This window comes from Salinicola tamaricis (genome assembly GCF_003006155.1).
Lineage (GTDB): Bacteria > Pseudomonadota > Gammaproteobacteria > Pseudomonadales > Halomonadaceae > Salinicola > Salinicola tamaricis.
In genome coordinates, this window is the sequence record NZ_CP023559.1 from 3,301,869 (window position 1) to 3,317,744 (window position 15,876).

Consider the following 15,876-nt stretch of genomic DNA (forward strand, 5'->3'; position numbering starts at 1 on the left):
CGACCAGCATGCGCCAGCCCTGGCCGGCCATCTCCAGACCGCCGATCAGGTAGTCGAGCGGGATGAACACGTCCTTGCCGCGGATCGGGCCGTTCATGAACGGGCTGCCGATCGGATGGTGGCGGCGGCCGATCTGCATGCCTTCGGTCTCTCGCGGGCTCAGCGCACAGCTGATCCCGATATCGCTCTCGCCGCGTTCGAGCAGGTTGTCCGGGTCGAACATGCGGAAGGCCAGACCGACCACGGTGGCGATCGGCGCAGGGTGATCCAGCGCTTCTCGAAGGTGAGCTTGAGGCCGAGCACTTCCTTGCCTTCGTGCATGCCGCGGCAGACGATACCCACGTCGGGGATCGAGGTCGCGTCGCTGCCCGCGCGCGGGCCGGTCAGCGCGAAGCAGGAATGTCGCGGCGTCGGCCAGGCGCGGCAAGTAGTGGTTCTTCTGCTCTTCGGTGCCGTACTTGAGCAGCAGCTCGCCCGGGCCGAGCGAGTTGGGCACGCCCCGGTGCTCATCGGGTCTCGTTGAAGGCGAGCTTCTGCAGTACTGCGACTGTGCCTTGGCGGAGAACTCTAGGCCGCCATAGGCCGGAATGATCATGCCGAAGAAGCGTTCTTCTTCAGGTAATCCCAAAGCTCGGGGGGCATGTCGGCGCGCTCGCGAGCGATCTCCCAGGCATTGCACATGCCGGCGGCGACCGCACACTGGTGATCGACGAAGGCTTGTTCCTCGTCACTCAGGCCGGGGTTGTCGAACGCCAACAGGCGCTTCCAGTCCGGGCGGCCGCTGAACAGCTCGCCATCCCAGGCGACGGTGCCGGCGTCCAGTGCCACGCGCTCGGTCTCGGAGACCTTGGGCGCGATCTTCTTGAACACGCTGAACAGGCGCGGCGACAGCCACAGCCGACGCAGCGGCTTGAGCCCGCAGACAGCGACGCCGACGGCGGCGATCAGCAGCAGGACGCCGATGATCTCGGCATCGAAAACCAGCCCCAGTATGCCGAGAACGGCGAGTACCGCGACGGCCGGCAGGGCGCCGGCCTCGCGGCGCATGACGACCAGACAGCCGACGATGGCGGCGGCGAGAAGCAGCAGTGTGATCATGGCGAACTCCACAGGAGAGGACATCGGGAGTGCCGGCCACAGACACTGCTGCGGGGGACGCTCCCACAAATTCAGACGAGCGTTTGAATTTGGTTTTCAGACTAGCGGATCGCAGGCCGGCTGGCTAGCGTCGTGGCTCTTATCCTTTTGGGCTAGGCGAGCCTGCTTCAGGCCCCCTGCCATCTGCCGATAGGCTCTATAGACGAGCCATGAGCAGACCAGGGGCGCAGAGACACACGACGCGATGCCCGTCATCGATCAGCGGTCATCATCCATCGATCGCGCGCGATCTCCAACGGAAGCCCGAATGAAGCTCTTTCTGCGTCTCGTGACCCTTGGCCGGCGTGCGTACAGTGTGGAACACGCCTTGCCCCGGTATCGATTCCTGCGCTGGCTCAGCGGCTGTGACCGTACGCTGCCGGAAGAGGTGATGGTACGACTCAGCGGCGGGGCCATCATGCACCTGCCGCTGCTGTTGGCGGGGATGACCTGCACCTTGATCGCCGGCGTGGCCATGCTGATCGACGCTCCCTCGCCGTTCATGCTGGCCTGGGTGACACTGATCTTGGCGCTGATGGTCGGTCGAGTCCTCGAGTATCGCTGGCGCCTCAAGCGCGCGCAGCGTGGCCAGAGCACGCCGGTGGATGGGGTTCTCATCCTCGCGCTGCTGTGGGCGCTGTCGCTGGGCGGGCTCGGCGCCTATGCCCTCGTTGCGGCGCCACCGGCGCTGAAGCTGGTCGCCATCGGTACCTTGCTGGTGGTGTCCAGCTCGTATCCGGCGCTGTGCATCGGCCGGCCGCGGCTGTCGGTCCTGCTGGTGCTGCTCGCCGATGTGCCGCTCAAGCTGGCGGTGCCATTCCAGGCGGAGAGTGCCTACTGGATCTTCGTCGCGCAGGGGCCGATCTACTGGCTGGCCACACTGTGGTTCAGCTGTTATCTCAACGGCTTCGCCGAGCGGGCTCTGTTAGGGGAGAGCCGTAGCCGCTTCCAGGCGGAACACGATCATCTGACCGGCCTCCACAATCGCCCCGGCTTCTATCGCCGGGTCGATGAATTGCGCCGGAGTGTCGCAGGGGTACTGCCGGCGACGCTTTACTATATCGATCTCGACGGATTCAAGCAGATCAATGACCATCAGGGGCACGAGGCCGGCGATGCCCTGCTGGTTGACGTGGCGAGGTTATTTCAGCAGGTACTGCGTCAGCAGGATATCGTCGTGCGCTGGGGTGGGGATGAGTTCTTGCTGTTGCTGCCCGGTGCCAGCGAGTTCCTGGCGGCGGATATCGCCGAGCGCCTGCTGACTAGCGTCAAGGCGCTCGGCATGACCTATCCCGGCGTGGGGATGAGCATGGGCATTGCGCGCGAGGCCGATCTCCGTCAGTTGGACGCCGAGCGTCTGGTGAAGCTGATCGATCGCGCCGATGCCGCCCTTTATCAGGCCAAGCGCGCGGGCAAGGGGCGCTATCGTCACGCCTGCTGAGAGGGTGTTTACAAAATACCTGCGCTCGACAATACGGCGTTGAAATCGACCTCAAAATACTCATTTACCTCGTGTAAACTCCGTTTTTTCGGTCGATTTCGCCTTGTCTTGCCTTCGCTCGTCGAATTTGTAAACACCCTTTGAACGCGGCGCGTCTTACTCCTCGCTAGCGCTCAGCCGGATTGCTCGGTGGCCAGCTGCCGCGGGCGTAGGCGCCGATGCAGACGGTCGAGATAGAGATAGACCACCGGCGTGGTGTAGAGCGTGAGCAATTGGCTGACCACCAGACCACCGATGATGGTGATCCCCAGTGGGGCACGCAGGGCGGCGTTCTCATCCGTGCCCAGCAACAGCGGCAGAGCACCGAGGATCGCCGCCAGGGTGGTCATCATGATCGGGCGGAAGCGCACCAGGGCGGCGTGACGAATCGCCTCCAGCGGGCTCATACCCTGCTCGCGTTCGCAGATCACGGCGAAGTCGATCAGCATGATGGCGTTCTTCTTCACCACCCCGATCAGCAGGATGATGCCGATCAGCGCGATCAGGGTGAACGGCGTATCCAGCGCGATCAGGGCGAGCAGCGCGCCGACCCCCGCCGAGGGCAGGGTCGAGAGAATCGTCAGCGGGTGGATATAGCTCTCGTAGAGAATGCCCAGCACCAGATAGACGGTGACCAGCGCCGCCAGGATCAGCCACGGCATCGCCTCGATGCCGCTCTGGAAGGTGCCGGCGCTGCCCTCGAAGTCGACCTGAACCGCGGTGGGCGGGCGCAGCGCATCGACCGCTGCGCGAATGCGCGCCGTGGCCTCGCCGAGGGAGACACCGTCCTCGAGGTTGAACGAGATCGTCGCGGCGGCAAACTGCCCCTGGTGGTTGACGCTGACCGGCGTGGTGCTGCGTTCGACGTGGCTGAACGCGGCGATCGGCACCAGGGTATCGTCCTTGCCGCTGACGTAGAGATCGCCAATGGCTTCCGGCCCCTGGCGATAGGGCCCCGCCACCTCCATCACTACGTAACGCTGTTCGTCGGCATCGTAAAGGCTGGCGATCTTGCTCTGGGCGAAGGCCTGACCCAGGGCGGTATCGATGCTGCGCATGTCGACGCCCAGGCGCGTGGCCAGGTCGCGATCCACCACCAGCTTGGCCGACTGCCCTTCGCCGCGGTTGTCGCTGTCGATCGCGGTGATACCGTCGACGCCCTCCATCGCCGTCTGCACCTTCTTCGACCACTCGCCGAGCAGGGCCAGGTCATCGCTCTTGAGCGTGATCTCGTACATCGAGGCGCTGGTCGAGCGGCCGCCGACGCGAATGTCCTGCAGTGGGAACATGAAGGTGCTGACCCCGGGCATGCCCTGCAGGCCGGCCATTAGGCGGTTGCCGATGGCCTGGGTCGACTGGGTGCGCTGCGGCTTGAGGGTGATGAACAGCGTCGCCGAGGCGCCGCCGCGACCTGGGCCGCGACCGCCCATGAAGCCCAGCACGCTGGCCACCGCGGGGTCGGCGGTGAGGCGTTCGCGAACCTGGCGCAGCTTGTCCGAGGCAGCGTCGAACGATAACGCCTGGTCGGCACGCATGGTGCCGAGCAGACGCCCGGTGTCCTGCTCCGGAACGAACCCTTTGTCGACTGCGACGTAGAGATAACCATTGAGCACGATCACCCCGAGCAGCGACAGCAGCGTCAGCCGACGGTGCTTGAGCGCGATGTCCAGCGTGCGCGCGTAGAGATCGAGACAGCGTCGGCCGAACCCGGCGATCGCGCGCGACCAGCGCGGCTCCTGGGCGCGGCCGGGCTTGAGCCAGCGCGCGCAGAGCATCGGCGTCAGCGTCAGCGAGACCAGCAGCGATACGGCGATGGCCAGTGAGAGGGTGACCGCGAACTCGTGGAACAGCCGCCCGATGAAGCCGCCCAGCAGCAGCAGGGGGATGAACACCGCCACCAGCGAGACGCTCATCGCGGTGACCGTGAAACCCACCTCGCGGGCGCCGTCCAGCGCCGCCCGCAGCGGCGGTACGCCGCGTTCGATATGGCGCGCAATGTTCTCCACCACCACGATGGCGTCGTCGACCAGAAAGCCGATCGAGACGATCAGCGCCATCAGCGACAGGGTGTCGAGGGAGAAGTCGAACACCCGCATCATGGCGAAGGTGCCCACCAGCGAGACCGGAATGGCAACGCTGGGGATGATGGTGGCGCGCGCGTTGCGCAGGAAGATAAACACCACCAGCACCACCAGGGCGATCGCCAGCAGCAGCGTCAGCTGGGTCTCGTGCAGCGAGGCCTGGATACCCGGCGCGCGGTCGAGCTCGACGCTGAGATCGACATCCCCCGGCAGCGCTTCACGGATGCTGTCGAGGCGTTCGCGCACCCCGGCGATGGTCTCGATGATATTGGCCCCGCTGGCGGCGCTGATCACCAGTAGCACCGCCGGGCGATCGTTCTGGAAGCCGACGTTGTAGCGATCCTCGACCCCGTCGCGAACGGTGGCGACATCGCCCAGGCGTACCGTGGCGCCATGCGTGCCGCGCTTGATCACCACCTGGTCGTAATCGCTGGCCTCGAGCAGCTGCGAATCGGTATCGATCTCCCAGCGGTGGTCGATGTTCTGGACGAAGCCGGTGGGCGACTGGGTGGTCGCGGCACGCAGCGCTCCGGCCACCGCGTCCAGAGTGATGCCGGCGTGGTTGAGCCGGCGCGGGTCGAGGGCGACGCGTACCGCCGGCGACGAGCTGCCGCCGACGCTGACATCACCAACGCCCTGGACCTGGGCGATGGGCGGGGCGATCTGGGTATCGGCAAGGCGGTAGAGTTCGCCGGTGGGCAGGGTGTTGGAGGTGACCGAGAGAATCAGCACCGGCGCTGCCGAAGGGTTGAGCTTGCGGTAGCTGGGGCGGCTGGTCATGGCGCTGGGCAGCAGCGGCTGGGCATCGTTGATCGCTGCCTGTACCTCCTGGGCGGCGACATTGATGTCCTTGTCGAGATCGAACTGGACGATGATCCGGCTCGATCCGCTGCTGCTGCTGGAGGTCATCTGGGTGATGCCCGGGATGCGCCCCAGCGAGCGCTCCAGCGGGGTCGCCACGCTCGATGCCATGGTCTCCGGGTTGGCGCCGGTGAGATTGGCGATCACCAGGATGGTGGGGAAGGAGACGTTGGGTAGCGGCGCCACCGGCAGCCGCTGGTAGGCCAGCGAGCCCAGCATCACCACTGCCAGCGCCAGCAGCAGGGTGGCTACCGGGCGACGGACGAAGGGCGCCGAGAGACTCATGCCTCAGCCTCGTCGGCGGCCGTGTTCGGCGCGTCCCGCCGCCAGCGCGCCGCCTGGCGGTCGAAGAACAGATACACCACCGGCGTCGTGAACAGCGTCAACAGCTGGCTGAAGAGCAGCCCGCCGACCATGGTCAATCCCAGCGGCTGGCGCAGCTCGGCGCCGTAGCCGCTGGCGAACATCAGCGGCAGCGCCCCGAGCAGGGCGGCACAGGTGGTCATCATGATCGGCCGGAAGCGCAGCAGCGCCGCGGTGTGGATCGCCTGCGCCGGGGCCATGCCGCGCTCGCGCTGCGCCTCGAGGGCGAAGTCGATCATCATGATCGCGTTCTTCTTGACGATACCGATCAGCAGGATGATGCCGATCACCGCGACCAGGCCCAGCGCGCCGCCGCTCAGTTGCAGTGCCAGCAGGGCGCCGATCGCCGCCGAGGGCAGGGTCGAGAGGATCGTCAACGGATGGATAAAGCTCTCGTAGAGAATCCCCAGCACGATATACATGGTGACGATGGCGGCCAGGATCAGCCACAGGGTGTCGCCGGTAGAGTCGTTGTAGGCCAGTGCCGCGCCACGGTAGGAGAGCGTGGTCTGGTCGCTGAGGGTGTCCGCCGCCGCCTGGTCGACAGCCGCGAAGGCTTCTGACAGTGAGTGACCGTCGGCCACCGCGAACGACATCAACGCCGAGGGGAACTGGTTCTGACGCTGCAGCGAGAGCGGGGTGGTGGTCTCGTGCAGGCTGACCAGGGTGGTCAGCGGGATGCGCTCGTCGTCGGCGTTGATCACGTAGAGCCGCGAGAGCGCTGCCGGGCCGTCGCTGTCGGCGTGGTTGGCGGCAAGTACCACCCGATACAGGCTGGCCTGGGTGAAGATGGTCGAGACCAGGCGCTGGCCGAAGGCGTCGTAGAGGGCATCGTCGATATCGGCGACGCTGACGCCGAGACGCCCGGCACGGGCGCGGTCGATGGTCACCTGGAGCTTGCGCCCGGCGTTCTGCACGTCGCTGGAGACGCCGGCCAGCGCCGGCGCCTGACGCAGCCGGGCGAGCAGCTTGGCGGCGTCGGCGTCCAGGGTGGCGCGGTCACCCTGGGTCAGCGCGAACTGATAGGGGTAGCGGCTGATGGTGTCTTCCAGGGTCAGATCCTGGACCGGCTGCAGCGCCACCGTCAGCCCGGGGATGTCGCGGCTCGCCTGGCGCAGCCGCGCAAGCACGGTGTGGAGGTCGTCGCGCGCGTCCAGTGGCTTCAGGTTGATCGTCACCCGGCCGCTGTTGAGGGTGGTGTTGGTGCCGTCGATGCCGATGCTCGAGGAGAGACTCGCCACCGCCGGATCGGCGAGCAGGCGATCGATCAGCTGCTGCTGGCGGGCCGACATGGCCTGGAATGAGGTCGACTGGGTGGCGGTGGTGATGCCGCGTATCACGCCGGTGTCCTGGACCGGGAACAGCCCCTTGGGGGTGAACGCGAACAGCAGCGCGGTCACCGCCAGGGTGGCCACGGCCACGCCGAGGGTGAGGCCCTGATGGCGCAGTACCCAGTCGAGGGCGTGCTCGTAGCCGCGGGTCACCCGCCCGAACAGGCCCTGGCGGCCGCGTACCAGCGCCTCGTCGTCACTCTCTTCGGCTGCCTCCGGACGATGCTTGAGCCAGCGCGCGCAGAGCATCGGGGTCAGCGTCAGCGAGACAAAGGCCGAGATCACGATCGAGATCGCCAGGGTCAGCGCGAACTCGCGGAACAGCACCCCGACCACACCGCTCATGAACACCAGCGGAATCAGCACCGCCAGCAGCGATACCGTCAGCGAGAGAATGGTGAAGGCGATCTGGCGCGAGCCCTTGAGCGCGGCAGCCAGCGGCCGTTCGCCCTTCTCGATGTAGCGGGTGATGTTCTCCAGCACCACGATGGCGTCGTCGATGACGAAGCCGGTGGCGATGGTCAGCGCCATCAGGGTGAGGTTGTTGAGACTGAAACCGGCCAGCTGCATGGCGCCGAAGGTGCCCACCAGCGACAGCGGCACCGCCAGGCTGGGGATCAGCGTGGCGGGGATGTTGCGCAGAAACAGGAAGGTGACCATGACCACCAGCGCGATCGCCAGCATCAGCTCGAACTGCACATCCTTGACCGCGGCGCGGATGGTGGTGGTGCGGTCGGTGAGCACGCGCACGTCGACGCTGCCTGGCAGAGTGCGTTCGAGCTGCGGCAGGGTGCGCTTGATGCTGTCGGCGACCGCAACCACGTTGGCCCCGGGCTGGCGCAGCACGTCGATCAGGATCGCGCCGTCCTGATTGGCACGCGCCGAGAGATAGGCGTTTTCAGCCCCTTCTTTGACTTCGGCGACGTCGCCCAGACGTAGCACGCCGTTAGCGTCGCTCTTGAGCACCAGATCGCGATAGCCGTCGGCGGAGAGCAGCTGATCGTTGGCATCGATGGTATAGGCGCGGTAGGGGCCATAGAGGGTGCCCTTGGCCTGATTGACGTTGGCCGCGGCGATGGCGCTGCGCACCGCGGCTAGATCGAGGCCGTGGGCGGCCAACTGGCGCGCGTCGACGCTGACCCTTATTGCCGGCTGATGGCCGCCGGCCAGCTTGACCTGGCCCACGCCGCTGATCTGGGCGATCTTCTGCGCCATGCGCGTATCGACAAGATCGTAGACCCGGGTCAGCGGCAGGCTCTTCGAACTCACCGCCAGGGTCATGATCGGCACATCGGCGGGGTTGACCTTGCTGTAGCTGGGCGGGCGCGGCAGATCGTCCGGCAGCAGGGTCTCGGCCTGGCTGAGCGCGGCCTGCACCTCCTGCTCAGCGACCCCCAGATCGGAGTCGAGGGCGAAGCGCAGGGTGATCAGCGAGGCACCGCCGGTGCTGGTCGAACTCATGTCCTCGAGTCCGGCGATCTCGCCCAATTGATCCTCCAGCGGCGAGGTGACGTGGGAGAGCATCACGTCCGGGCCGGCGCCGGGGTAGAGCGTGGTCACCTGAATGGTGGGGAAGTCCACCTCCGGCAGCGACGAGATCGGCAGCAGGCGGTAGGCCAGGGCGCCGGCGATCAGAATCGCCAGCATGATCAGTGACGTGGCGACCGGACGCAGAATGAACAGGCGAGAGGGGTTCATGAGGCGCTGCCGTCCGCGCCTCCCGCCGGCGCGGCCGAGGCCGCCCCTGCCTGAGCGGCGCTGGTATCAGCGCTGTCTCCACCACGATCTCCGCCGCTATCTCCGCCGCTATCTCCGCCGCTATCTCCACTACTATTTCCACTACTATCTCCACCACTGCCCGCACCGCTATCGCTCTCGTCGGTGGACTCTCCCGGCAGGGCATCGCTGACCACGCGCACCTTGGCGCCGTCGCGCAGGCTGTCGACGCCATCCACCACCACGCGTTCGCCGGCTTCGAGGCCGCTGGTGATAGCGCTCTGATGGCCCTCGCTGGCACTCACTTCGACCTCGCGGCGAGTGACGCTGTCGTCGGCGTTGACCACGTAGACGTAGTCGCCGTTCTGGCCGGTCTGAATCGCCGGCTCGGGCACGATCACGCGGTCGCGCAGGGTCTGCGAGATCAGGCTGACGTCGACATAGGCGTTGGGGTAGAGCCCGCCACTGGGGTTGTCCAGGATGGCGCGCAGGCGAATGGTACCGGTGGCGCTGTCGATGCGGCTGTCGACGCTGGTCAGCTGGCCATTGACGGTCTGGCCGTCGGGGCCGGTCACGCTCACCGCCGGATGCTCGCCGGCGGCCAGGCGTGCCCTCACGGTGTCGACGTAGCGGCTGGCAGCGAGAAGATCACCGAGATCGGATCGAGCTGGGTCAGGGTGACGATGGGGTCGCTGTCACCCAACTGCACGATATTGCCGGGGTCGACATTACGGATACCCACACACGCCGCGCTGAAGGGCGCAGTGATACGGTGTAGTCCAACTGCACCTGGGCGCTGTCGACCGCCGCTTGGTCTGCGGCCACGCTGCCTTCGTATTGGCGCACCAGTTGGCGCTGCTGCTCGAGCTCCTGGCGCGAGACATAGTTGGTGGAGATCAGCTTCTGATAGCGCGCCAGGTCTTCACGCGCCGAGGCCAGCTGGGCCTGGTTCTGGCGTAGCTGGCCCTGGGCCTGGGCCAGCGCTGCCTGGTAGTCGCGCGGATCGATCCGCGCCAGCAGTTGGCCTTTTTCCACTCGGTCGCCTTCGTCGAAGGTCACCTCGGTCAGCTCGCCCTCGACCCGGGTGCGGATATCGACGCTATTGAGCGCACGCACGGTACCCAAGGCGCTGAGGCGCAGCGGCAGGTCACCGCGGCTGGCGCTGACCGCCGACACCGCGGTGGCCGGGGCACCTGCGCCGGCGGGCGGGGTGGCCTTGTCCGCCGGAGCCAGGAACAGGCGATAGGCGACCCCGGCGAGCACGACCAGCAGCAGAATCAGCAGCAACCAGCGCAGCGGACGACGAGGGCGGTGAGTAGGCGAAGACGACATGGGCGGGGGCAATCCTTGGACGGCGTTCGTGATGAGCCTGCGCCAGAAGCGTAGACGCAAACTGTGACAGGCTAAACAGATTCGCAGTCTAACGGAACAGTGTTCACGAAATGCGCAACCTGCGCACACGGGTTCGATCTTCGGAATCGTGGTCGTGCGACGACAAAAAAGCCCGACCATCGTGGCCGGGCTGGGAGGCGGTGACCGGGCTCAGCAGGCTGCGTCAGGAGGCCCGTGCCGGCGTCTTGCGTGCCGGAGCACCATTGGCGACGTAGTAGTCGACCTCGGCCGGCGGCAGCGGCGTCTTGCCGCGCACGCGGTCGGCCAGCTTCTCGGCGATCATGATGGTGGTGGCGTTGAGGTTGCCGGTGACGATGATCGGCATGATCGAGGCATCGATCACCCGCAGCCCTTGCAGGCCGTGCACGCGGCCTTCGCCATCGACCACAGCGTCATCGCCGGTACCCATGCGGCAGGTGCCGCAGGGGTGGTAGGCGGTCTCGGCGTGTTGGCGCACGAAGGCATCGAGTTCGGCGTCGCTCTGCACGTCCGGGCCGGGAGCGATCTCGCGGCCGCGGAACTCGTCCATTGCCGGCTGGTTGATGATCTCGCGGGTCACCCGGATCGCGGCGCGGAACTCTTCCCAGTCGCGTTCGGTGGACATGTAGTTGAACAGGATGCTGGGCGCGCTCCGCGGATCGCGGTCGGTGAGCTGCACACGGCCGCGGCTCTCCGAACGCATCGAGCCGACATGCGCCTGGAAGCCGTGGGCCTCGACCGCGCTCTTGCCGTTGTAGCTGATCGCGATCGGCAGGAAGTGATACTGCAGATTGGGCCACTCCTCGCGATCGTCGGTGCGGATGAACGCCCCGGCCTCGAACTGGTTGCTGGCGCCCACGCCCTGGCCCAGGAACATCCACTCGGCACCGATTTTCGGCTGGTTGTACCACTTGAGCGCGGGATAGAGCGAGATCGGCTTCTTGCACTCGTACTGGATGTACATCTCCAGGTGATCCTGCAGATTCTCGCCCACGCCCTTGAGGTCGTGGACCACCTCGATACCGTGCTTCTCGAGCAGCGCCGGGTTGCCCACGCCGGAGCGCTGCAGGATCTGCGGCGAGGTGATCGCGCCGCCGCACAGCAGCACTTCGCGACGCGCCAGCGCCTGCTGCGGCTGGTTCTTGTGCAGGTAGTTGACCCCGACCGCGCGCTTGTCCTCGAACAGGATGCGGTCGGTGGTGGCGTGGGTGACGATGGTCAGGTTGTCGCGCTGCTTGGCGATATCGAGATAGCCCCGCGCGGTGGACGAACGCCGCCCGTTGGGGGTGGTCGTCCGGTCCATCGGACCGAAGCCCTCCTGCTGCGCGCCGTTGAGGTCGTCGGTGCGCGGGAAGCCCGCTTCCACGCCCGCATCGATGAAGGCTTGGTAGAGCGGATTGTTGCCCGCCTTGGGCGTGGTCACCGAGAGCGGGCCGTCGCCGCCGTGGAAGTCGTTGGGACCGATGTCGCGGGTCTCCGACTTCTTGTAGTAGGGCAGGCAGTCGAGATAGCGCCAGTCCTCGAGCCCGGGACGCTTGGCCCAGTTGTCCAGGTCCAGCGCGTTGCCGCGGATGTAGCACATACCGTTGATCAGCGACGAGCCACCAAGGCCCTTGCCGCGGCCGCACTCCATGCGGCGGTTGTCCATGTGCGGCTCCGGGTCGGTCTCGAACGCCCAGTTGTAGCGCTTGCCCTGCAGCGGGAAGGCCAGCGCCGCCGGCATCTGAGTGCGGAAGTCGAAGCGGTAGTCAGGGCCGCCGGCCTCGAGCAGCAGGACCTTGACCTCGGGGTCCTCGGTCAAGCGGGTGGCCAGCACGTTGCCGGCGGAACCGGCGCCGATGATGATGTAGTCGTATTCGCGAGCCTGTTGCATACACACGCTCCTTGAGTCAGCGAAGGGGTGAGAGAAGCCGCGGGGGCAGGTGGGGGAGAGGGCGGGCCGTGATGGCCCGCCTATTCATCGCCTGGATCGTCGCCTGGACGTCGTCCCGTGTTGTCCACAACGTTGTACTGGGAACGTTGTACTGGGAACGTCGTGCTCAGAACACGGAGGCGAAGTGCCCCATCTCGATCTGCACCGACTTCGTTTGAGTATAGTGCGCCAGCGTCTCGACGCCGTTCTCACGGCCGATGCCGGACTGCTTGTAGCCGCCCACCGGCATCTCTGCCGGGGAGTCGCCCCAGGTGTTGACCCAGCAGATGCCCGCCTCGAGGCGATGGATCACCCGGTGAGCGCGGTTGAGCCCCTCGGTGAAGAGGCCGGCGGCCAGGCCGTACTCGGTATCGTTGGCGCGGCGGATCACCTCTTCCTCGTCATCGAAGGCCAGGATCGACATCAGCGGGCCGAAGATCTCTTCGCGCACGATGCGCATCTCGTCGCCGCAGTCGGTGTAGACCGTGGGCGCCACCCAGGCACCCTGGGCGAAGTCGCCATCGCTCATGCGCGAACCGCCGATCAGCAGCCGGGCGCCGTCCTGCTTGGCGATATCGAGATAGCTGACCACCTTCTCCAGGTGCTCGAAGCTCACCAGCGGGCCGAAATTGGTCTGCGGGTCGAGCGGATCACCGGCCTTGATGCGCTCGACGCGCTCGACGATCTTGGCCTCGAAGGCCTCTTTCACCGAACGCTGCACGAACACCCGGGTGCCGTTGGTGCAGACCTGGCCGCTGGAGTAGAAGTTGGCCATCATCGCGCCATCGGCGGCGCGATCGAGATCGGCGTCTTCGAACACGATCAGCGGCGACTTGCCGCCCAGCTCCATGGTGACGTCCTTGAGCGTCGAGCCGGCGGCGGCCGACATCACCTTCTTGCCGGTGCCGACCTCGCCGGTGAAGCTGATCTTGGCAATGCCGCTGTGCTCGGTCAGCATCGCGCCGACGCTGCCGTCGCCGTGCACCACGTTGAACAGGCCATCGGGGAGGCCGGCTTCGGTGAAGATTTCGGCCAGCTTCATGGCGGTCAGTGGCGTCACCTCGCTCGGCTTGAACACCACCGCGTTACCTGCGGCCAGCGCCGGCGCGGCTTTCCAGCAGGCGATCTGGATCGGATAGTTCCAGGCGCCGATGGCACCGATCACGCCCAGTGGCTCGCGCCGGGTGTAGACGAAGGAGTCCTCGCGCAGCGGAATCTGGCTGCCTTCGATGGCGGGCGCCAGGCCGGCGAAGTACTCCAGGGCATCGGCACCGGTGACCACGTCGACGCTGGCGGTCTCGCTGATCGGTTTGCCGGTGTTGAGGGTCTCCAGCTCGGCCAGCTCGTCGTTGCGTTCGCGCAGCATGGCCACCGCCTTGAGCAGGATGCGCGAGCGTTCCATGCCGGTCATGGCGGCCCATTCGCGCTGGGCGCGGGCGGCGCTGGCGACGGCCTTGTCGACGTCCGCGGCGCTGGCCTGCTGGACGCTGGCGATCACTTCGCCGGTGGCCGGGTTGACGGCATCGAAGGTGGTCTCGCCGCTGGCCGGCGTGCGACGCCCGTCGATGTAGAGTGTCTGCGTCTCGAGTCGTGCCATGGTGGTCTCCCTTCGAAGTCGAGTGTCTGAGGCAAATGTCTTATGCGAGTGACTGGTTCGCGGGTCTGATTCGAATGCCTAGTCCGATGTCGGGGGCGAGGGACTGGCTCAGGCGTAATCGTTGGCGCGGCGCTGAGCGCGTTGCGGTGTATCGAGCTGCTCACGCACGTAGTCGTAGGCCAGCTGCCTGGCGCGTTCCACGTCGAGCCCCTCCTGGGCCAGGGCGCCGCGCAGCCACAGCCCATCGATCAGTGCTGCCAGGCCGCGGGCCGCGTCACGCGCCTGGCGTTTGGGCAGCACGCGGCGGAACTGGCTGCTCAGGTTTGAATATAGACGGCGATCGTTGACCCGCTGCAGCCGCTGCAGGTTGGTGTGGTGCATGCTGCTGGCCCAGAACGCCAGCCAGGTCTTCATCACCGAGCGGCTGGTCTGGCTACGATCGAAGTTGCCATCGATGATCGCGTGCAGGTGGGCCTGGGCCGGCGCCTCGCCCAGCGCGCGGCGGCGCTCGCTGACGGCGCTGCCGAGATCGCCGAGGATATGGCGCATGGTGGCTTCCAGCAGCCCATCCTTGCCGTCGAAATAGTGGCTGATGATGCCGGTTGAAACACCGGCGTGCCTGGCAATGCGAGCGATGGTGGCATCCGCCAGACCGACCTCGTCGATCGCCACGAGCGTTGCTTCGATCAGTTGGCGGCGACGAATGGGCTGCATTCCGACTTTCGGCATAGGGCTCTCCTACTGCAGTCTGAAACGGCGGATACTCGGCAATAGCGCCGGGGCGTGCGCCTCGACACGCGCTCTTCGACATCAGGATAGCGGCATTATGCGATTTTTTTATTGAACGGTCAATCAACAAAAAATCTGCTATTGTTATCCTGAATGAAAATGGCATGATTCGATAATCACTGGTTATTGAATCGGCCGATCCTCAACCGCAAGCCACACAACAGTCGGGAAGTCGCCCGCCGCCAACGCTGCGCGCAGCCAGGAGCAGGGGTGCTTAGGTGCTGCGCAACGGTGATGCAGTCTGGGCGCGGGTGTCATTTTCGTATCAGGGAGATCTTGCATGAAACGACAGTCGCTACTGCTGGCCTTCGCTGGCGTCAGCCTGAGCCTCAGCGCTGCCACCCAAGCGGCGGTGCCGGAAAGCTGCCAGAGCGTGCACTTCGCCGAAGTGGGCTGGACCGACATCCAGGCCACCACCGCGCTCACCAGCGTGGTGCTCGAGGGGCTGGGCTATAAGCCGTCTTCCGACACCGTCTCCGTGCCGGTGGCCTATGCCGGGATGAAAAATGGCGATTTCGACGTCTTTCTGGGTAACTGGATGCCGTCGATGGCGTCGATCAGCGACCCTTATATCGAGCGCGGCGAGGTCGAGCGCCCGCGGGCCAATCTGGAAGGCGCCAAGTACACCCTGGCGGTACCGCAGTACGTGCTCGATGCCGGCGTCAATTCGGTCAAGGATCTGGACGCCCACGCCGACCAGTTCGGCCACAAACTGTTCGGTATCGAAGCCGGTAACGATGGCAACATGATCATCCAGAAAATGATCGACGACGATGCCTACGGGCTGGGCGACTGGCAGCTGGTCGACTCCAGCGAGGCTGGCATGCTCGCCGAGCTGAAGGCGCGCACCCGCAACAAGGAGTGGATGGTCTTCCTCGGCTGGGAGCCGCACCCGATGAACACCAACTTCGACATGGGCTATCTATCGGGGGCCGATGACTATTTCGGGCCGGACTACGGCGGCGCCACGGTCTACACCAATACCCGCGCCGGCTATTCCGACGAGTGCACCAATGTCGGTCCGTTGCTCGACAACCTGAGCTTCACCCTGACGATGGAGAACCAGGTGATGGGGGCGATCATGGACGAGGGCCAGAACGAGAAAGACGCAGCCCGAGCCTGGCTCAAGGCGCATCCGGACACTCTGACGGCATGGCTCGAAGGCGTGACTGCGGTGGACGGCCAACCGGGCCTGCCGGCGGTCAAGCAGTCGCTGGGGCTCTGAGCCAGCGCGGCTG

11 protein-coding genes and 1 pseudogene are annotated in these 15,876 nt (G+C 66.0%); 3 read left to right on the forward strand and 9 right to left on the reverse strand.

The genetic code is table 11. From position 1 onward, the window contains the following. Window positions 1–115: 115 nt before the first annotated feature. Entirely contained in the window at window positions 116–523 is a 408-nt protein-coding gene (locus CN538_RS23255; protein WP_242495209.1) for a hypothetical protein, read from the forward strand. Here CN538_RS23255 and CN538_RS23260 read toward each other — a convergent pair. Together CN538_RS23260 and CN538_RS23265 are read right to left on the reverse strand one after the other, a co-directional pair. Further along, window positions 470–595, reverse strand: a pseudogene (locus CN538_RS23260) (hypothetical protein); the annotation flags it as partial. The gene CN538_RS23255 and the pseudogene CN538_RS23260 sit on opposite strands and share 54 nt — an antisense overlap. After that, a complete protein-coding gene (locus CN538_RS23265) occupies window positions 592–1,098 on the reverse strand; it encodes a hypothetical protein (protein WP_242495210.1) in 507 nt (168 codons plus the stop codon). The pseudogene CN538_RS23260 and the gene CN538_RS23265, both read right to left, overlap by 4 nt. 367 nt (window positions 1,099–1,465) lie before the next feature. On the opposite strand from CN538_RS23265, the gene CN538_RS15255 reads away from it, so the two are divergent. Next, window positions 1,466–2,578 carry a GGDEF domain-containing protein gene (locus tag CN538_RS15255; RefSeq protein ID WP_164999621.1) on the forward strand — a complete coding sequence of 371 codons (1,113 nt, stop codon included), beginning with the start codon at window positions 1,466–1,468 and terminating at the stop codon, window positions 2,576–2,578. 173 nt (window positions 2,579–2,751) lie between these two features. On the opposite strand, the gene CN538_RS15260 is transcribed toward CN538_RS15255, so the two are convergent. The 7 genes from CN538_RS15260 to betI all read right to left on the reverse strand — a co-directional run bounded on the left by CN538_RS15260 (window position 2,752) and on the right by betI (window position 14,578). Next, window positions 2,752–5,844, reverse strand: a complete 3,093-nt coding sequence (locus tag CN538_RS15260) for an efflux RND transporter permease subunit (RefSeq protein WP_106419991.1) — start codon at window positions 5,842–5,844, stop codon at window positions 2,752–2,754. Beyond that, window positions 5,841–8,951 carry an efflux RND transporter permease subunit gene (locus tag CN538_RS15265; protein WP_106419992.1) on the reverse strand — a complete coding sequence of 1,037 codons (3,111 nt, stop codon included), beginning with the start codon at window positions 8,949–8,951 and terminating at the stop codon, window positions 5,841–5,843. The genes CN538_RS15260 and CN538_RS15265 overlap by 4 nt, the downstream gene beginning before the upstream one ends. Next, entirely contained in the window at window positions 8,948–9,586 is a 639-nt protein-coding gene (locus CN538_RS15270) for an efflux RND transporter periplasmic adaptor subunit (protein ID WP_106419993.1), read from the reverse strand. Before CN538_RS15270 ends, CN538_RS15265 begins: the two co-directional genes overlap by 4 nt. A gap of 55 nt (window positions 9,587–9,641) precedes the next feature. Continuing rightward, window positions 9,642–10,301, reverse strand: a complete 660-nt coding sequence (locus tag CN538_RS15275; RefSeq protein WP_164999622.1) for an efflux RND transporter periplasmic adaptor subunit — start codon at window positions 10,299–10,301, stop codon at window positions 9,642–9,644. Between the two features lie 223 nt (window positions 10,302–10,524). Next, a complete protein-coding gene (gene betA / locus CN538_RS15280; protein ID WP_106419995.1) occupies window positions 10,525–12,213 on the reverse strand; it encodes a choline dehydrogenase in 1,689 nt (562 codons plus the stop codon). Between the two features lie 166 nt (window positions 12,214–12,379). Further along, on the reverse strand, window positions 12,380–13,849 hold the full coding sequence (betB, locus tag CN538_RS15285; protein ID WP_106419996.1) for a betaine-aldehyde dehydrogenase: 1,470 nt from the start codon (window positions 13,847–13,849) through the stop codon (window positions 12,380–12,382). 108 nt (window positions 13,850–13,957) lie between these two features. Next, window positions 13,958–14,578: a transcriptional regulator BetI gene (gene betI / locus CN538_RS15290; RefSeq protein ID WP_106419997.1), complete on the reverse strand. Its 621-nt coding sequence runs from the start codon at window positions 14,576–14,578 to the stop codon at window positions 13,958–13,960. 340 nt (window positions 14,579–14,918) lie between these two features. Here betI and CN538_RS15295 point away from each other — a divergent pair, with 340 nt between their 5' ends. Continuing rightward, entirely contained in the window at window positions 14,919–15,863 is a 945-nt protein-coding gene (locus tag CN538_RS15295; RefSeq protein WP_106419998.1) for a choline ABC transporter substrate-binding protein, read from the forward strand. Window positions 15,864–15,876: the final 13 nt, after the last annotated feature.